Below are 17,460 nucleotides of genomic sequence, written 5' to 3'. Positions count from 1 at the left end.
GATTGCCAAGGGAGAATGATATGAAAATGTTGTATTTTGCTGCGTTGATCGCGGCCGCTTCGGTGCCGATCGCCGCCGAAGCCAAGGTGCCGTTCTTCAACGCCACTTGCCCCGGCAAGATCGACGTTCACGCCGATGAGGGCGGTCCCGTTTATCTGAACGGCAAGGAAGCCAAGCTGAAGATCAGCAATCCCAATTATTTCGAGGCGACGCTGAACAAGGTGACGATCTCGGTGAGCAAAAATCCCGATGGATCGCTGAGCGTTTCCTACACCGGACCCAAACGCGCCAATGGCATCTGCCAGGTCAAAGGCGGCTAGGTCGGCCCAATAATGGCGGCTTTTTGCCGTGACGTCGGCAGGGGGATAGCATGAACGCGACGACCGGTCGGCAGGTCCATGGCAAGCTAGGCATCGCCTTGGCGATTTTTCTCGGCTGGGCGGTCATCACAATGGGCTTCGACGTCGCACAAGCGGGCGGCGCGATTTCGCTCGAGGCCCTCGTCAGTCAGCGGATTGTCATCGGCCTTGTCGTGGCGCCGGCCTTCCTGCTCGCCGTCATGGCGTGGCTGCGTTGGGACGGGATCGGTTTCGGGCCGCCGACGCCGCAGCGCGCCCTGCTGCTGCTTTGGCTACCTCTCGCCTATATCGTAGCGATCCTCGCATCGGTGGCTTTACGGGGGTTCCCGCCTGCCGCGACGATTGCCTTCGTGTTCGTCAACACTCTGCTCGTCGGGATTTCCGAAGAGCTGATGTTTCGCGGCATCCTCTTCCGCGGCGCGTTGTCGAGAATGACAATTTGGAAAGCGATCTGGCTGAGCTGCATCTTGTTCGGGCTGATCCACGCCCTCAATGTCTTCATCACCGGCGATCTCGTGCCGGCGCTGCTGCAAGCCTTTGCGGCCTTCATGAGCGGGGTGCTGTTCATGGCACTGCGCATCCGGACCGGTTCACTATATCCGCTGATCATTGTTCATGCGCTCTGGGATTTCTCGCTGTTCGTCGGAATGCCGACGGCTGCAACACCCCAGGCGGCGCCGATCCTTTCACCTCTGGCGATGGCGGCGCCGGTCCTGCTGGTGCTTCCGCTCTTCCTGTACGGCCTGTTTCTGATGCGTCACGTGAGCCGCGATTTTGGCCACTTGTCCGAGGTCGTCGATCGGCCCGCGCTGCGCGGCTAGGTAAAGAGAAAGGCCACGATGATCGAGGCGAGACCAGCCTCGACCATAGCCCAGGACGCCTGCACGAAGCCACGCAGTTTTCCGACCCGCAGATGACGCGAGAACCACAGCGTTTGTAATATGCCGTACCACGCAAGCACGACGATTTGCAGGACGAGACCAGCCAGCTGAACATTGAGTTCGTGCTGGCTGATCAGCAGCGTCGCGAGGCCGGTACCCAAGGCGAAGAGTGCCGCCGTATAACATTGACTGTAGAAGGGCGCTTTCAGCGTGTCGCGATCGAGGCGGAGGTGAAGGCCGCGGACCAGCCGCACAGACATCGCCAACGGGAACAGACTAAACAGAACAATCCGCAGCGCGATGAGGTTTGTGTCATTGGAGATGAGCGATGCGAGGCCATGCTTGCTCGCTATAAGCCCATTCTCGCCGACCAGCGCGATCTCGAGAGCGTGGCTGATGATTAGGGCGAGAAGCAGAAAAAGCGGCGGGCTAAGGGTATCGGTATATTGATCGCTCTCGGCGTCCTGCTGCTCGACGTCCGAATAGTTCATCATGTCGAGAGGGTGCCGAATGATCCTCCAAAGCGTGATGGGGAAGAAAACGAGCCAGGACATGACCTCATAGAGGAGTTCGTCCAACGACTTCAGAATAGAGAACAGGTTCATGGCTCTAACCCCCTGTACAGCAGATAGCGCACCCTAGAGCGTTGATGTCCAATTGTCGTTGTCCAGTGTCAGTCTGGGCAGATTGCTGAGCGTCCGCTTTCGCTCAATCTCGCCGGAAAGCTGCTAGTCCACAATCGGCCATCGGCAGAAATTTCGATTTCGCGTTTCGCAATTGGAAGCCTTGTGCGTCATGGTCATGACGGACAAGGGAAGCGCGACAATTGGGCGAAGTCGAACGAATGGCGTGGCAAAGTGACGATCCGCGATTGCGGATGGCTCTCACTGCATTCTTTTTCCGGCGGGTGGGCAGCTCGGCCGAGGCCGAAGACATGACGCAGGAGGTCTTCGTGCGCCTGGCGCAGCAGGGCGAGCGATCGGTCCGGTCCGCCGATAGCTATATATTCGCGATCGCCGCCAATCTCCTGCGTGATAAGGCTCGGCGCGACCGCGTGCGGGCGACCTACCGCGAGGAAAAGCGCCTTGAGGATTATGTGGGGGTCGATCCACTCGATCCTCACAGGATAGCCTCGGGGCGTGAGAGGCTCGGCAAGCTTGCGCGCTCGCTGGAGACCCTGCCTGACAAGACGCGGCGCATATTCGTGCTTTGCCGTATCGAAAATATCGACAAGGCGACGGTAGCCGAGAGTTTCGGTCTCACAATTCGCATGGTGGAAATTCATATCCGGCGGGCGCTGGAGCATTTGTACGCCGAAGTGGACACTGAAACATGAGCACCTCCGATCCAGCGCCCGAACATGTCGTCATCGAGGCGGCCGAATGGTGCGACCGCGTGGCCGACGGACTGCCCGCACTGGAAGACCAGCTCGCGTTCGAAGCCTGGCTTGACGCCGATCCGCGCCATCGATCCGCCTTCGAGCGCATGGCGGCCATCCTGCTCGACGCGCGGAAGGTAGCGGACGCACCCGAACTGATCGATCTGCGCGCCGACGCGCTGCAGGCGATGCGCGATGCCAACCGGGAAAAGGAAGGCCAGATGCTGCTGCTGCGGCGCCCGCTTCTGGTGGCCATGGCGGCGTGTCTGCTGTTGTTGGTGTCGGGCCTCGTCTATCAAGTCTGGCCACGCGCCGATCTCTACGTCACCGGGATCGGCGAACGCCGTGTCCTCATGCTTGCGGACGGGTCGCGTGTTTCGCTCGATGCCAGCAGCCGGCTCGAAGTCGAATATGACGACGCCAGGCGGAATCTGCGGCTCTTGTCGGGACGAGCGAAGTTCGATGTCGCGAAAGATCCGCGGCGCCCGTTCGCCGTCACCGCCGCCGGGAAGCAGGTCGTGGCTACGGGTACCGCCTTCAGCGTCGAGCTTGTCACCGGGCAATTGCGGGTGGTTCTGTATGAAGGCCATGTCGCGGTTCTGGAGGATGGCCCCCGCGACCGGCCGCCGCGCGCCGTAAGGAACGATCGCGGCCTCGCGGCTGACGAGGCTCTCGTTCCCGGCAAGGCGCTGGTTCTGGACATCTCGCGGGCGAAAACCGCGGTCGAGGATGCCGACCCCGTTCGCTCGCTGGCGTGGGAAGGCGGCCAGCTCGTCTTTACCGACGAGAGGCTCGATCTCGCCGTGCAAAGGGTCAACCGCTATTCGGATCATCGGCTGGTCGTCCGGGGGCCGGCAGCGGCGATCCTTGTCAGCGGGGCGTTCAATGCCGGCGACGCCGAGGGTTTCGTCGATGGCATCGAGGCGCTCTATGGCCTGAAGGCCGAGCGGAGCGGCCGCCAGATCGTCTTGACCGGCGCTGATGGCGACTGATTTCGCAAAATCGAAGCTTGCGCGTCTCCAATTCGACAGTCCGCAGGATGCGGATCGAAAAGGGGGCAATCATATGACCATTCGTGGCGCAATCTATCTTCGTCTCGGGACTTCGGCTCTTGCTGCCTGTCTCGTGCTACCGGCTGCGGCGCATGCGCAGGCCCGTAGCGTCGCAATGACGATTCCCGCACAGGATCTGGGGAGCGCGCTTAAGGCGATCGCCGCCGCATCGGGCGAGCAAGTCATTTTCCGGGGCGACGTCGTCCGTGGGAAACGGAGCAACGCCGTGCAGGGCTCCTATACGGCGGAGCGTGCGATCGCGATTGCGATAGAAGGGAAGGGGCTGTCCATTTCGCGTTCGCCGCGCGGCATCATCTTGGTCGTCGCGAGCACTGCGGTGAGCAAGGTGGGAAAGGGCAGCTCGACTGACGGCGAGATTATCGCTGCCACGCCGGAAGAAGCCGAAATCATTGTTACAGGGTCGCGCATCCGTGGAACTACGCCGCCCGGCGCCAACATCCTGACGATCGACCGGCGGGCGATCGATAGCAGCGGCTACGCCACGACACAGCAAATCCTCCAGTCGATCCCGCAGGCTTATGGTGGCGGTGCGAATGAGGCGACATCGGGGGCGACTGGGGCCAGCGGAGCCAACCAGAATGCGGCCTATGGCTCGACAATCAACCTGCGGGGACTGGGGCCGTCATCGACCCTCGTGCTCGTCAATGGCAGCAGGCCCGCGCTCGGAGGCATATCTGGCACATTCGCGGATATATCGACGATCCCGGTGAGCGCGATCAGGCGGATTGAAGTTCTCGCCGATGGCGCATCGGCGATCTATGGCTCGGATGCCGTTGCGGGGGTCGTGAATATCCTGACGCGCCGGGATTTCACGGGACTGGAGACCAGCCTGCGCTATGCGACGGCTGACGGCGATTTTGACGAGCTGCAGATTAGTCAGATCGCAGGCGCCAAATGGGCGTCGGGCCGGGCCGTCCTCGCTTTGGAATATAATCGTCGCGGGGCGCTTGCGGCGAGTGATCGGGATTTCGCCACACAGGACCTTCGGCGATGGGGAGGGGGCGATTTTCGATCCCAATTCGCCAATCCCGGAACGATTGCAGCCGGAGGACAGACCTTTGCGATTCCCGCCGGCCAGGATGGACGCAGCCTGGCCGGTTCAGACCTCGTAAGCGGCGCGGAAAATCGACAAGATGGTTGGCAAAATGCCGATCTTCTTCCGCGCCAGACCCGATATTCGGCCTATGGGAGCGTGGAGCAGGCCGTGGGTGACAATCTGACCTTCGATGTCGAGAGTCTCTACGCACGGCGGAATTTTGCGCGCCGCGTAAATCCTGCCGGCTATCAATCCAGCATCGTCGTGACGGCCGCCAACCCCTTCTATGTGGATCCGGTCGGTACAGGGATGCCGATCAGCGTCCGTTATGATTTCACCGACGATCTCGGCCCACGGACCGATCTTGGCCATGTCGAGGCCATCAGCGGCACAGCCGGTGCGAGGTTCCGCCGGGGACCATGGGCTATCGACCTGCGCGGTACGTTCGGGCGGCAAAGCGAAGTCTTCCGGACGATCAACATTCCGAACTTTGCCCGGGTTGGAGTTGCGGCAGGGCGAACGGACCCGGCGACCGCGTTCAATCCCTTTGGCGAGGGCTCGAATAGCAGCCAGGCGGTCCTCGATTATATCCGCGGTTCGACAGAAAGCCGGGGCCGTTCGACCCTCTGGTCGGGCTCGCTCAAGGCCGATGGTCCGCTCTTCGACCTTCCGGGCGGACCGGCTCGTCTCGCGCTCGGATATGAGCACCGCGGTGAGCAATTCAGGCGCAACGTCCGGTCCGATCAATATGGCCTCGAGCCAACATTCTCCAATGCCGGGTCGGACGGCGATCGCAATATCGAAGCTTTTTTCGCCGAGCTCGTTGCGCCCGTCGTCGGTGAAGATAACGATATTCCCGGGGTTCGAAGCCTCACGCTTTCCGGCGCGGTGCGCCGTGAGCATTATAATGATTTTGGAGCGACGCTTGATCCCAAGTTCGGGATCAGCTGGGTCGTGATCGACGGCCTCCGGCTGCGGGGAAGTTTCGGAACATCATTCCGCGCTCCCGGATTTGCCGATCTCGTCCAGGACGACCTCTCCAACGTCTCCTTCATTACGCCGCTTGACGATCCCGCGTCGCCGACAGGTACGAGCAACGCACTCTTCATTCGGGGAAACAAGCTTGGAATGAAGCCGGAAAAGGCGCGGACCTTCACGTTCGGCGCCGATATCGAACCGCTCGTTCTTCCTGGCCTGCGGATTGCCGCAACCTATTATGATATCCGGTACAAGGACCGGATCGTCGACTTGACGCCGGTGCTTTTCCAGATGCTGAGAAATCGGGCCTCCTATCAAGCCCTGATTGTCGACGCGCCGCCGCTGGCACTCCTGGAATCCTATATCAACAGCCCGGGTTTTCTCGATTTCTATGGCCTTGACGCATCGGACGTCGACGTCTTCATCGATGCACAGACGCAGAATCTCGCGGTGACGCGCCAGAGGGGCATCGATTTCGACATCCAGTATCGGACGGCGCTCGCGAGCGGGATGGCGCGCATCGGGATCGACGGCACCTATATTCTGCAAATGAAGCAGGCCGCGAGCGGGACCGCGCCCTATGTGAATTTGCTAGATACGATCAACAATCCCGTCGCACTCAGGATGCGCGGCCTTGTCGGCTGGAACAGCGATAGCTGGTCATTGTCCGCGCAAGCAAATTATACCGGCCATTACAGCAACAATATCCTGGCCCCTGCTGAGCGGGTCAAATCCTGGCTCACAATCGATGCGCAGGTCGGATATCGGTTCACTGACCGGAAGGGAGCGCTGTCCGGACTCAGCCTGTCGCTCGGCGCGACAAATCTGTTCGACCGCGACCCGCCTTATGCGGCCTTTTCATTCAACGGTATTACGGCGGTCGGATATGATCCCCAGAATGCCAATCCGATCGGTCGCGTGGTCTCGCTTCAACTCACCAAGAGCTGGTAGTGCGCTTCCGGCTCTTGCAGGGCGCGCTTGCCGTGGCTCTTGGCCTGCTGTGGCCTTCATATGCCCATGCGAATTGCTCCGACGCTGGTCCAGCAGAAGCGGCGCCGGGGACAGAATTGTCGCCGGAAGATCTGGCTCAAAGGCTCGTCCGGCTTCGTGATTTCGGGAGCTTCGGATCTCATCCGGCAAATGATTCGCTGATCGCGGTTTCGCCAGATGGGCACAACATTGCGCTGCAGATCCGCGAAGCGGATCCCGTCTCGAACGATTATTGCCTCTCTTTGCTGATTATCAGCCTTCGGGGTGAAGCTCCTCCGGTCGTCGCCGACAAGGGCGGTGAATTCATCAAGGCAACATTCTCGAATCGCCGCCTTGCGGGTTTCGCCGCCGGCGTGATCCTGCCGGTGGGGCCATCTTGGTCACCCGACGGGAAATGGGTGGCTTATCTTCGCAGGGACGCCGGCGTCACGCGCGTCTGGCGAGCACGCGCCGATGGGGGCGGAGCCGAGCCGCTCCCGACAAAGATCGCTTCGATCGCTAATCTGAAATGGCTCGAAGATGGCAGCCTGCTCATCGTGTCGGACCAGCCGCTCTCGGATGGGCGAGCCGCGATCGAAGAAGAGGGAAGAAGCGGATATCATTTCGATCATAGGGTGTGGCAGATGTCTGGTGCGCGGCCATATCCTGCGGTTGACTACACGCCCACATATGCTCGCCTTGACCCGTCGGGGAATACGGAAAAGCCGGTTCCCCCGGAGCAGGGATCAGCCTTGCTGTCAGCTTGTCCGTCGCAGTGTCCCGCAGAAGCCGTCCAGGCTTCCGCGTCAGGAGACGGCAGGAGGATTGCCTGGGCGGAGCGCGAGCAAATGGACAATATCCACTCGCCGCTCCAGCTTCGTGCCAGAGTTGACGGCAGCAATTTTTCATGTGCTGCCCAAAGCTGTAAGGGGTCGCTGATCTCGAGTTGGTGGACTGGTGCCGGCGATCTGCTCTTCATGCGAAGCGAGGGGCCTGCGCTGCGTAGCCGGCTCGGCCTCTATCGCTGGCGCCCCGGCGCGCGCCACCCGAAGCGGATCATGTCGACTGCTGACCTTCTCCTCGGGTGTGACATAGCGGGTGACGAACTGCTGTGCGCGAGGGAAACGTCCCGGCGACCTCGGCATGTCGTCGCAATCAATATCGAGTGCGGCTCGATAAGAAATGTTTACGACCCTAATCCCGAGTTCGCCCGGATTGCGCTCGGTACGGTCGAACGCCGCGTCTGGAAGTTCCCAGGCGGGGAAGCCTTCGGCGATCTAGTGCTCCCGCTATCACACCGGCGCGGCGATAAGCTGCCCCTCATTATTGTCCAGTACAGCAGTCGCGGGTTCCTGCGCGGAGGAACGGGCGATGAGTATCCCATATTTGCCTTTACGAGGGCCGGATATGCCGTGCTGAGTTTTCATAGACCATCCGATGCCTTTGAAAGCCATCCATCCAGCAACTGGGAAGATAGCATGCGCATCAACGTGGCAGGCTGGGCCGACCGTCGGCGAGTGCTGGCTGCGCTTGAAGCCGGGATAAATGAACTCGTCGCCGAAGGCCTCGTCGATTCTGACAGAATTGGCATCACCGGGTTAAGCGATGGCGCATCGACGGTGCAGTTCGCGCTCCTCAATTCCGTCAAATTCCATGCCGCTGCCGTGAGCTCGTGCTGCGAGGATATGTCGAACTATGCGAGTGTGGGCGAGGAATATTATCGCGATCTCATGAGCTGGGGTTATCCCGCACGAGGGACCGATGGCAACAAATTTTGGGGCGATTATTCGCTCCTCGACAACGCGGCCCGCGTCAGGGTGCCAATTTTGATGCAACTCGCGGACGATGAGTTTCGTATGGCTGTTCCGGCCTATTTCGCGCTGCAGGCCGCCAAGAAGCCCGTCGATCTTCGCGTGTTTGCCGACGAGCACCATATCAAATGGCAGCCGGCTCACCGTTTCGCGATCTATCGCCGAAGCCTCCAGTGGTTCAATTTCTGGCTGTTGGGCCAATATCCGGAAGATCGTGTCGATGGCGAACGATGGATAGCGCTCCGGGCACTTCAGCGGGATTGATGTTTAAGTCCGCTTGCATTTGTCTGAAGCCGATTGCGGGCTGTCCGCTTTCGGCCAGTACCCGTTGAGGTCTAAGACTTTGCCCGGGTTGACGCCAGTTCGCGGGCGACCGACAGGAATGCGGCCAGCCCCGCGGAAGGATGCCTTCGGCCCGGATAGTATAGACAGAGGCCGGGGAAGGGCGGTGTCCAGTCTTCGAGCAGGCGCACAAGCGTTCCATCTTCGATATCGGCCATGACGTCCTGTTCGAAATAGAAGCCGATACCGAAGCCCGCCAACACGGCGGCGCGTGACAGGTTGAGCTCATCGAACGTCATCCGGCCTCTCACCTCGATCTGCGCCGTGTCGCCGCCCTTTTCGAAACGCCAGCGGTAGAGCGCGCCATCGGGCAACCGGACGCGGACGCAGTCGTGGGAAGGCAGATCGGTCGGCACCAGCGGTCGTGATCGCTTGGCCAGGTACGCAGGCGAGGCGACCGCCGCGAAGCGCTGGGCCTCGCCGAGCGGCAGGGCAATCATGTCTGTCGGCACGAGCGACGCGACGCGAACGCCAAGGTCGAAACCGTCTGCGAAAATGTCGCGCAGCTGGCCCTCGGTCACGACGTCGACATGCATGTCCGGATAACGGCGCGAATATTCCAGGAGGAGAGTGGTGAGGGCAGGCGAGCGCGCGGCGAAAGGCGGCGCGTTGATCCGCAGCGTTCCCGTCGGCGTCGCACGGCGTTCGCGGACGATCTCAATGGTTTCGCGAACGTCTTGAAGCGATGGCCCGAGGCGATCGACGAAGACCCGTCCCGCGTCGGTCAGCGCAACGCTCCGCGTCGTCCGGTTGAACAGGCGAACGCCAAGCTCGGCTTCGATCCGCGCAATCATATGACTTAGCGCGGTTGTCGACATTCCAAGATCGATGGCGGCCTGCCGGAAGGACCCGCGCCGCGCAACCGCCAGAACGGCATCGAAGTCCCGAAGAGCAAGTCGCGACATTGTCCCGAATCCTTCACTAGCTCATGTCATATTGGCCCACTTATGCGGATAGTGCCCTGCTCTTACAATGGAGGCAAGTTAAACGAAGGAGACTTGTTATGCAGACCAAGAGTGAATCCGATACCAATCAGCGCGGCACCCAAGCGGTTGTTGCATCCTTGCCCAAACCCATCGCGGACTTTGTTGCCGCCAACGCACAGCTCGATGTAGACGGCATGCTGAAGCCGTTCGCCGCCGATGCTCTCATAGTGGACAACGGCCATCGTCACGCGGGCCACCCCGAAATCAGGGCCCTGTTCGAAGGCGAGGTGGTCGCTGTCAAAGCGATCTTCACCCCGGACAGCGTGCGCCACGAGAAGGGCCGGGTCGTCGTTGAAGGCCCGGCCCATGGCGACTTCAAGGGCAGCCCGATCCGGTTCACCTATGATTTCACGCTCGAGAACGACGTGATCAAGAAGCTTGAGATCACGCTGTGAGCCTCCAGCTTGATCCGGCCGAGTTCGCGGGCAAGCGTGTCGTGGTCAGCGGCGGCACCAAGGGTTTGGGCCGAGCCACCGTCGAACGTTTCCTTGCCGGCGGCGCCCGCGTGATGACCGCCGCGCGCGGAAACCCTGACCCCATTGCTGGCGCCGAGTTCGTCCGGGCCGACCTGACGACGGCGGCGAGCGGCGAAAGCTTGGCTGCAGCCGCGCTTGCGCACATGGGCGGGGTCGATGTCCTGGCTCACGTGATCGGCGGCTCGTCCGCGCCCGGGGGCGGCTTTGCCGCGCTGACTGACGATGATTGGCTCGCCGAACTGAATCTGAACCTTCTTGCTACGGTGCGCCTCGATCGCCTTCTGGTCCCGCAGATGATCGAGCGGGGCGCCGGCGCGGTGGTGCATGTCACCTCGATCCAGTCGGTCCTGCCGCTACCTGAGTCGACCACAGCCTACGCCGCCGCCAAGGCCGCGCTCAGGACGTACAGCAAGTCCGTGTCGAAAGAGCTCGGACCGAAGGGGGTGCGGGTCAATGTCGTGTCCCCCGGCTGGATCATGACCCAAGGTTCTGAAGAGCTGCTGAAGCGGCTGCAAGCCGCCAATGGCGGCACGATCGAGGAGGCTCGGCAACTCGTGCTGGATGGCCTGGGCGGGATCCCGATCGGGCGTCCGGCCGATACTCATGAGGTCGCCGACCTCATCGCCTACCTGGCTTCGGATCGTGCCGCCGCCATCCACGGCGCCGAGTTCGTCATCGATGGAGGCACCGTTCCGACCGTCTGAGGTCATCGCCCCGACGTTCGCACCTCGTGCGGACGTCGGGAGGGCCGGGCCGGCAGTGTCCGTTTTCTCTATTGGTGAACAGGCGGAAGGCATTCTGACGGCACTAAGCTTACGCGTCGCTGCGGCCGACTGATCGTCTGTTTTTTCGACATCTGATCCCAAAATCCGCCTGACCGCAATCGGCCAGCTCACGTCACTGCAGTGGGCCCGAGGGTTTCGATGATCCGGCAGTCGTCGATGGTTCCTTGCTGGCAGGAGGTGATCATCCGGCTCAACTCCGCCCGCATCTTCCCAAGGTCGGCGATCTTGGCGTCGATCTCCGCGAGATGCCGGGTGGCGATCTCGTCGACCGCTCCGCATGGACGCGACCGATCGTCTGAGAGCGTCAGCAGTTCGCGGACATCGTCGAGGCGGAAGCCAAGGTCGCGAGCGCGGCGGATGAACGAGAGCCGCTGTCCATGTTCACTGCCGTAGCTCCGGTAGTTGGCGGCCGTTCGGGCCGCCTGTGGCAACAGGCCTTCCTTTTCATAGAAGCGGATGGTCTCGGTCTTCGTTTTCGTGATGCGTGCAAGCTCGCCGATGCGCATGGATTCAACCCTATAGTTTCTGCAATGTTGGGATAGCGCAGCGACAGGTTACGCTCAACGGCCGCCGAACTTGAACCGGACGCCGCCATTGACCACGAACCCGTCGGTCGGCGCCCAGGCATCGACCGTCCAGCTTCCATCGGGCGCGCGCTGCGGCAGCAGCAGCGGATCATATTTGGTCTGCCGGATATCGAGAATATTCTCGGCGTTCACGAACAGGCTCACCTTGCCGAGGGTGATTTCGGCGAGCGCGCCAAGCTCGAAATAGGGGCGGCTGCGCGCGCGGTAAGGATTGTCGCCGAGTTGCTGACGGCCGGTATAATAGGCCTCGATCCCGATACGGCCCTTGCCATGTTCCTCCCACATGCCGACAAGTCCCGCGGTATGGCGCGGGGTGCGCGGCGTCGTACGGCGCCCGATGCCCGACGGATCGGGTTCGCTGGCGTCGACGAAGACATAGCTGCCGGTGACCGAGAAGCCCTGCCAGCGGTAGCGCAGCATCAATTCGCCGCCGCGCGTGCGCGTCGTGCCGAGTGCATTGATGAGGCGAACGCTGTCGGCGTCGACGTCGACGAGCTGTACCGCATTGTCGATGTCCGATGCGAAGAGGGTGAAGCTCGCCTCGATCGGCCCCTTGGCATAGCCGAAGTCAAGCGAGGCGGTTTTTGCGGTTTCGGTCCTGAGTGGGCCGAGCGGTTCGAGCCGCGACAGGCCCGCCGCCTCGATCTCGTCCACGAAGGGAGTGGGGGCATAGAAACCCTTGCCGAATGAGGCACGGATCGTCCACGGGCCGGGGCGATAGAGCGCCGACAGGCGCGGGCTGAAACGCGTGCCATATTTGCTGTGGAAATCGACGCGCGCGCTGCCCGCGAGCAGCAACTCGTCGGTTAGCTCCTGTTCGACCTGTCCGAACAGGCCGGGGACCGTATAGCTGTAGTCGAAGCCCGGGAAGGCGCGCGAGCGGTAGAGGTCGGCCTGAAACGCCGCGCCCGCGAGCCAGTTCGTCGGCCCGCTTTCCCCGGCGAGCGAGGTTTCGGCGAAGAAGGTGTGCTGCCTGTCGGTTTCGGCGCTGGTGCCGAACAGCTGGCGGTGTCGCTGGGTCATCGCCGAAGCCCGCACGCCTATTTTGCCGAGATTTTCGATCGGGAATTCGGCGACGAGCCCGGCGTCGAGGCGGCGGCTGTCCTGCGTCAGCGGGAAGGGCTGGCCGTCGGGCGTGGTTCGTCCGGCGAGCGTGCCACCGGTCCGGTCTTCGTGCGTCGCACCAACGGTGATCAGCGCGGTTGCGCCATTGTCACCTTCCCAGAAGAGGCGCGGGCGGACCGTCCACCGGTCATAGCCCGGCATGTCGATCCAGCCGTCATCGTCGAGATCCCTGTGCGTCTGGCGGTGATAGCCGCCGGTGAGCGAATAGCTCCAGTTCGCCCCCAGCGGCCGCGAAGCATATCCGGTCACGTCCTGCCCATCGCGGGTCGTTGCGTTGAGCAGCAGTTCGGCTTCCGCGCCGGCCTTCGGGCGGCGCGAGACGAGGTTGATGACGCCGCCAAGCGCCGACGGTCCGTAAAGCGCCGACGCCGAGCCCTTGATCACCTCGACCTGCCCGAGGTCGGTCGGTGGGATTTGGAGCAGGCCGATCGACGAGGGCTGGCCGCCGTAAAGCGGGAGGCCGTCCGAGAGAAGCTGCGTGTATCTGCCCGACATACCCTGCATGCGGATGTTCGACGATCCGAGCGAGGGCGAGGTCACCTGCACGCGCACGCCCGGTGTCTCGGCGACGAGCATCGAGACGTTGCCGGGCGTCATGAGCAGCTTTTCTTCGATCTCTTCGCGGCCGATTACCTCGACGCGGATCGCCTCGTCTTGAACGCGCCGGCCCGAGCGTGTCGCCTGCACAACGATGTCTTCCTCTCCTTCCTCCGCTTCGTCGTGATGACCCTGTGCTTGCACAGCAGGCGTCCACAGCAAGGTGCTATGGAACATCGCAGCCGCTGCAACGGGCAGGAATTTAGAAGGTTTCACGATGGCGTCTCCCGGCTGGTTATTGCGCGACCGCGCGGGAGGCGGCCAACCGGTGGCGCCATAAAGGTTGAAGTCACTACAAGGTCAAGCAATGTCTGCTTAAGCTTTGGGCCCGCTGGAAGCAGACGGTCTCCTAACGGCCGCTTCCTCAAAGGTCGAGCGTTGGGACTTGGGAGCCCGATGCAATCGCAGGCGCATTCGCTGGGCGCCTGACAAGGCTCGTAGAGCGCGCGAGCCTCCGCTGCCCCGAGGCATCCTGATCTCCGAACACGGCGACACCATCGATGCATTCTTCGGCGCAAAGGAAAGACTCACGCGGGCCGTTGGCTTGGAGCGGGGTTCGCGTCCCAAGCATGCGCCAGCGCAATGCGCTCTTGGCGTTTCCGCCAGACAAGCCCGTGATCAGCGGCACGAGAAAGAGCCGGGCTACGGTCAGAGCGGCTGTGGGATTCCCTGGCAGGCCGATGACATGACGAGTATCGAGGCGTCCATACCATGCGGGTTTCCCCGGCTTCATGGCGACATCGGCGAATGCCATATCCAGTCCAATCGAAGCGAGGGCGGCCCGACCATGGTCCCGGTCGCCGCGCGATGCGCCGCCGATTACGACGATCACGTCGCAATCCGTTGCAGCGCACGCGCCCGCGATGAGGTCCGGCGCATCACCGACGCGAAGCAGTGAAGGCGCCACGGCGCCGGCCGAGCGGCATAGATGCGCGATCGCGGCGCCGAGGCTATCCGGGACGAGATGGCTCCTGCTTCGCGCCGTACCCGGCGCCGCAATCTCGTCGCCGGTCGAGAGCAGCAGGACATTCGGCTGCCGCCAGAGCTCGACGCGACCGACATCCGCCGCAGCCGCCGCAACCAGTGCGGCGGGCGTCAACAGCGCGCCGGGATGGAGAAGCACATCGCCTGCGCGAAAGTCGGAACCTTGCAAGCGAACATGGGGCTTCCCAGCCGGGTCGGCGTCGACCTCGATGCCCTCCGCCCAGGCTTGGCAACGCTCGATCATGACTACCCGATCGGCGCCATCAGGGAGCGCCGCGCCCGTCATGATCCGCCAGGCATCGCCACGTCTCAGTTCGCCCATAGTCGCTGTGCCGGCGAAACTCGTTCCGGCCTCGCGGAACCTCGTTATGCCGGCGACAAGGTCGGCGCTGCGGACGGCATAGCCGTCCATCGCAGCACAGTCGCGGCGCGGGGCGTCAATTCCCGCGACGACCGGCGCCGCGAGGCGCCGGCCCCCGACAGTCGCCAGCGCCGCAAACTCGCGGCCCAGGGGCGCGGCTTGCGCGGCCAATATTTCAAGGGCGCGGTCGAACGAGATCGAGACGAGACAATCCGCCGTAAATGGTTCCTCCCGTTCCGCTTGTTCGTCAGTTGGGCTGGCGAGCGGGGTCCGCCGACGTCCCGGCGATCCTGTACCGATCGCGCAGCAGGCGCTTGAACAATTTGCCCGTCGGCTCGCGCGGCAGCGCGTCGGTGAAATCGATCTGCCGCGGCGTCTTCACGCCGCCGAGCCGTTCGCGCAGATAGGCGGTAAGTTCGGCTTTCAGGGCGTCGCTGGCATCGGCAAGGTCGCGCAGCTCGACCACGGCCACCACGCGCTCGCCCATGTCCGGATCCGGAGCGCCGATCACGGCCACGTCGCGCACCTTGGGGTGCAGCGCGAGCGCATTTTCGATTTCCTGCGGATAGATGTTCACCCCGCCGGAGATGATCATGAAGCTCTTGCGGTCGGTGAGATAGAGATAGCCTTGGTCGTCGAGCCGGCCGATGTCGCCGAGCGTCGTCCAGCCCCTGGCATTTCTGGAGGAGCGGGTCTTCTCCTCGTCATTGTGATAGGTGAAGGCAGGACCGCCCTCGAAATAGACGCCGCCTTCCGCTCCGGCCGGCAGCAGCTCGCCCTCGTCGTCGCAGATGCGGATGATGCCGATCACTGCCTTGCCGACCGATCCCTTTCGTTCGAGCCACTCCTCGGGGCCGATAAGGGTCAGGCCATTATTCTCGGTGCCGCCATAATATTCGTGGATGACGGGCCCCCACCAGTCCATCATCGCTTCCTTGACCGGGATCGGGCAGGGAGCGGCAGCGTGGAAGGCGGCGCGCATCGACGAGACGTCGTAGGCGAGGCGCTGGTCGTCGGGAAGCTGGAGCATGCGCACGAAATGCGTCGGCACCCATTGCGACGCGGTGACGCGGTGGCGTTCGATCAGCGCCAGCGCCTGTTCGGCGTCGAAACGCTCCACGATCACGACCGTCCCGCCGAGACGCTGCACCATCATCGCCCAGCGCAGCGGTCCGGCATGATAGAGCGGGGCAGGGGAGAGATAGATGCTGTCCTCGCCTATATGAAAGCGGGTCCGCGCCATCGGCGCCATTGGCGTTTCCGCGGCGATTGGCTGGCCGGGGACGAAGGGACGCCGGATGCCCTTGGGACGGCCCGTCGTGCCCGACGAATAGAGCATATCGGTGCCCGCGCATTCGTCGGCGACCGGCGTCGCTGGAAAGGCCAGCGAGGCTTCGACGATGTCCGGCGCTTCAGGGCCTGCGTGATCGACGAGGAACGCGGCAAGGCTCGCGCCCTCGGTGCGCGCCGCCTCGATGAGCGGCAATGTCCGTCGCGATCCGATGACGCAGCGGGCGCCGCTATCCTGGAGGATATAGGCGAGATCGGCACCGGACAGGGTGTGCGACAGACAGGCGTAATAGAGGCCCGAACGCTGCGCTGCCCAGACCAGGGGGAGGAACCATTCGTGGTTCTCGAGCAGGATCGCGATCGTGTCCCCCGCGGCATAGCCCTGCGACCGCCAGAAATGCGCCAGCCGGTTCGATCGCTCGTCGAGGCTTCGATAGTCGACGCTGATGCCCGAGCTCGCCATGATATAGGCGGGCTTGTCGGGGTGCGCTCGTGCATGGTGGCTGGGATGCATCCCGACCTCTCCCTTGAAATGCGTCCGTCCGGCTTCTTGCCGGTTGCTTGCAACAAATGTTATCTGTTACATATATTGTGACATGTCAACTAACGGAGCCGTCGCAACCGCCGACGGTCCGCAACCGGGAGAAGGGTGATGTTCGATCTGAAGGGGAAGGTCGCGCTCGTGACGGGCGCCGCGAAAGGTATCGGGCGGGACGTCGCCGACACGCTGGAGGGCCATGGCGCGACCGTCGTCGCGAGCGACATCGATCCGTCGCCCGATGGCAGCGCGCGCGGCGCGATGCTGCGGCACGATGTCACGAGCGAGGCAGACTGGGACGCGGTCCTCGGCGACATCAAGGCGCGCGAGGGAAGGCTCGACATTTTGGTCAACAATGCCGGCATCATCCTCAACAAGCCATTCCTCGATACCAGCCTCGACGAACTGCGCCGCGTGCTGCGCATCAATGTCGAAAGCGTCTGGATCGGCATGCAGAAGGCGGCGCCGCTGATGACGGGCGGGAGCGGCTCTATCGTCAACCTGTCGTCGATCTACGGCCAACTGGCCGGGCCGATGCACGCAGCCTATTCGGCGAGCAAGGGCGCGGTGCGCCTGATGACCAAAGGCGTCGCGGTCGAATTCGCGCGCAGCGGTTCGGGCATAAGGGTGAACAGCGTCCACCCGGGACCCGTCGAGACCGCGCTCGGCTTGAGCGGTCTCGAACCCGCGGTTGCCGCCGGCCGCTTTCCCGACATGGAGGCTGCAAAGGCGTTCGTTGCGTCGGGCTTTCCGATGGGGCGCTGGGCGAATACCGGCGATGTCGCGGGGGCGGTGCTCTTTCTCGCGTCCGACGCGTCGCGCTTCATGACCGGCACCGAACTGGTCGTTGATGGCGGCTATTCGCTGCTCTAGGTCCGGCGGGCGCCGCGAGGCGGAGGAGAGA

General features: G+C 62.9%; 15 protein-coding genes. 9 read left to right on the top strand and 6 right to left on the bottom strand.

Going from position 1 to position 17,460, the window contains the following annotated elements:
• The first annotated feature begins 20 nt into the window (after positions 1-20).
• Both BLW56_RS16475 and BLW56_RS16470 read left to right on the top strand, forming a co-directional pair.
• Positions 21-320, top strand: a complete 300-nt coding sequence (locus tag BLW56_RS16475) for a hypothetical protein (RefSeq protein ID WP_093511799.1) — start codon at positions 21-23, stop codon at positions 318-320.
• Positions 321-370: 50 nt separating this feature from the next.
• On the top strand, positions 371-1,180 hold the full coding sequence (locus tag BLW56_RS16470) for a CPBP family intramembrane glutamic endopeptidase (RefSeq protein WP_093511798.1): 810 nt from the start codon (positions 371-373) through the stop codon (positions 1,178-1,180).
• Here the strand turns inward: BLW56_RS16470 and BLW56_RS16465 are convergent.
• On the bottom strand, positions 1,177-1,845 hold the full coding sequence (locus BLW56_RS16465; RefSeq protein WP_093511797.1) for a hypothetical protein: 669 nt from the start codon (positions 1,843-1,845) through the stop codon (positions 1,177-1,179). The genes BLW56_RS16470 and BLW56_RS16465 overlap by 4 nt on opposite strands.
• Positions 1,846-2,066: 221 nt before the next feature.
• On the opposite strand from BLW56_RS16465, the gene BLW56_RS16460 reads away from it, so the two are divergent.
• The 4 genes from BLW56_RS16460 to BLW56_RS16445 all read left to right on the top strand — a co-directional run bounded on the left by BLW56_RS16460 (position 2,067) and on the right by BLW56_RS16445 (position 8,749).
• Positions 2,067-2,576 (top strand): RNA polymerase sigma factor, encoded by a 510-nt coding sequence (locus tag BLW56_RS16460; protein ID WP_143043489.1) that lies wholly within the window; start codon positions 2,067-2,069, stop codon positions 2,574-2,576.
• Positions 2,573-3,610 carry a FecR family protein gene (locus tag BLW56_RS16455; RefSeq protein ID WP_093511795.1) on the top strand — a complete coding sequence of 346 codons (1,038 nt, stop codon included), beginning with the start codon at positions 2,573-2,575 and terminating at the stop codon, positions 3,608-3,610. Before BLW56_RS16460 ends, BLW56_RS16455 begins: the two co-directional genes overlap by 4 nt.
• 73 nt (positions 3,611-3,683) lie before the next feature.
• Positions 3,684-6,656: a TonB-dependent receptor gene (locus tag BLW56_RS16450; RefSeq protein WP_177175995.1), complete on the top strand. Its 2,973-nt coding sequence runs from the start codon at positions 3,684-3,686 to the stop codon at positions 6,654-6,656.
• Complete coding sequence (locus BLW56_RS16445) at positions 6,656-8,749, top strand: Atxe2 family lasso peptide isopeptidase (RefSeq protein ID WP_093511793.1); 2,094 nt, start codon at positions 6,656-6,658, stop codon at positions 8,747-8,749. The genes BLW56_RS16450 and BLW56_RS16445 overlap by 1 nt, the downstream gene beginning before the upstream one ends.
• A gap of 71 nt (positions 8,750-8,820) precedes the next feature.
• Here the strand turns inward: BLW56_RS16445 and BLW56_RS16440 are convergent, their stop codons facing one another.
• Complete coding sequence (locus tag BLW56_RS16440) at positions 8,821-9,732, bottom strand: LysR family transcriptional regulator (protein ID WP_093511792.1); 912 nt, start codon at positions 9,730-9,732, stop codon at positions 8,821-8,823.
• A 98-nt stretch (positions 9,733-9,830) separates the two neighbouring features.
• Here BLW56_RS16440 and BLW56_RS16435 point away from each other — a divergent pair, with 98 nt between their 5' ends.
• Both BLW56_RS16435 and BLW56_RS16430 read left to right on the top strand, forming a co-directional pair.
• Positions 9,831-10,208, top strand: coding sequence for a nuclear transport factor 2 family protein (locus BLW56_RS16435; RefSeq protein ID WP_093511791.1), 378 nt, complete (start codon positions 9,831-9,833; stop codon positions 10,206-10,208).
• On the top strand, positions 10,205-10,993 hold the full coding sequence (locus BLW56_RS16430; protein ID WP_093511790.1) for an SDR family oxidoreductase: 789 nt from the start codon (positions 10,205-10,207) through the stop codon (positions 10,991-10,993). The genes BLW56_RS16435 and BLW56_RS16430 overlap by 4 nt, the downstream gene beginning before the upstream one ends.
• Before the next feature lie 188 nt (positions 10,994-11,181).
• Here BLW56_RS16430 and BLW56_RS16425 read toward each other — a convergent pair whose 3' ends face one another.
• The 4 genes from BLW56_RS16425 to BLW56_RS16410 all read right to left on the bottom strand — a co-directional run bounded on the left by BLW56_RS16425 (position 11,182) and on the right by BLW56_RS16410 (position 16,532).
• Entirely contained in the window at positions 11,182-11,580 is a 399-nt protein-coding gene (locus BLW56_RS16425; protein ID WP_093511789.1) for a MerR family transcriptional regulator, read from the bottom strand.
• Positions 11,581-11,634: 54 nt separating this feature from the next.
• Complete coding sequence (locus BLW56_RS16420) at positions 11,635-13,599, bottom strand: TonB-dependent receptor plug domain-containing protein (protein WP_256203567.1); 1,965 nt, start codon at positions 13,597-13,599, stop codon at positions 11,635-11,637.
• A gap of 148 nt (positions 13,600-13,747) precedes the next feature.
• Complete coding sequence (locus tag BLW56_RS16415) at positions 13,748-14,926, bottom strand: molybdopterin molybdotransferase MoeA (RefSeq protein ID WP_256203613.1); 1,179 nt, start codon at positions 14,924-14,926, stop codon at positions 13,748-13,750.
• Between the two features lie 49 nt (positions 14,927-14,975).
• Positions 14,976-16,532 (bottom strand): acyl-CoA synthetase, encoded by a 1,557-nt coding sequence (locus tag BLW56_RS16410; RefSeq protein ID WP_093511786.1) that lies wholly within the window; start codon positions 16,530-16,532, stop codon positions 14,976-14,978.
• 138 nt (positions 16,533-16,670) lie between these two features.
• On the opposite strand from BLW56_RS16410, the gene BLW56_RS16405 reads away from it, so the two are divergent.
• On the top strand, positions 16,671-17,429 hold the full coding sequence (locus tag BLW56_RS16405; RefSeq protein ID WP_093511785.1) for an SDR family NAD(P)-dependent oxidoreductase: 759 nt from the start codon (positions 16,671-16,673) through the stop codon (positions 17,427-17,429).
• Positions 17,430-17,460 lie beyond the last annotated feature (31 nt).

This window comes from Sphingopyxis sp. YR583 (assembly GCF_900108295.1).
In the GTDB taxonomy this organism is placed as follows: domain Bacteria; phylum Pseudomonadota; class Alphaproteobacteria; order Sphingomonadales; family Sphingomonadaceae; genus Sphingopyxis.
The sequence above is the reverse complement of the archived record's forward strand: the minus strand, read 5'-3'. Positions and strand labels throughout refer to the sequence as shown.

Excerpts from the sequence above, each read along its gene's own strand:
- BLW56_RS16475 (WP_093511799.1), top strand. The coding sequence starts at position 21 with ATGAAAATGTTGTATTTTGCTGCGTTGATCGCGGCCGCTTCGGTGCCG.
- BLW56_RS16470 (WP_093511798.1), top strand. The coding sequence starts at position 371 with ATGAACGCGACGACCGGTCGGCAGGTCCATGGCAAGCTAGGCATCGCC.
- BLW56_RS16465 (WP_093511797.1), bottom strand. The coding sequence starts at position 1,845 with ATGAACCTGTTCTCTATTCTGAAGTCGTTGGACGAACTCCTCTATGAG.
- BLW56_RS16455 (WP_093511795.1), top strand. The coding sequence starts at position 2,573 with ATGAGCACCTCCGATCCAGCGCCCGAACATGTCGTCATCGAGGCGGCC.
- BLW56_RS16450 (WP_177175995.1), top strand. The coding sequence starts at position 3,684 with ATGACCATTCGTGGCGCAATCTATCTTCGTCTCGGGACTTCGGCTCTT.
- BLW56_RS16440 (WP_093511792.1), bottom strand. The coding sequence starts at position 9,732 with ATGTCGCGACTTGCTCTTCGGGACTTCGATGCCGTTCTGGCGGTTGCG.
- BLW56_RS16435 (WP_093511791.1), top strand. The coding sequence starts at position 9,831 with ATGCAGACCAAGAGTGAATCCGATACCAATCAGCGCGGCACCCAAGCG.
- BLW56_RS16425 (WP_093511789.1), bottom strand. The coding sequence starts at position 11,580 with ATGCGCATCGGCGAGCTTGCACGCATCACGAAAACGAAGACCGAGACC.
- BLW56_RS16410 (WP_093511786.1), bottom strand. The coding sequence starts at position 16,532 with ATGCATCCCAGCCACCATGCACGAGCGCACCCCGACAAGCCCGCCTAT.
- BLW56_RS16405 (WP_093511785.1), top strand. The coding sequence starts at position 16,671 with ATGTTCGATCTGAAGGGGAAGGTCGCGCTCGTGACGGGCGCCGCGAAA.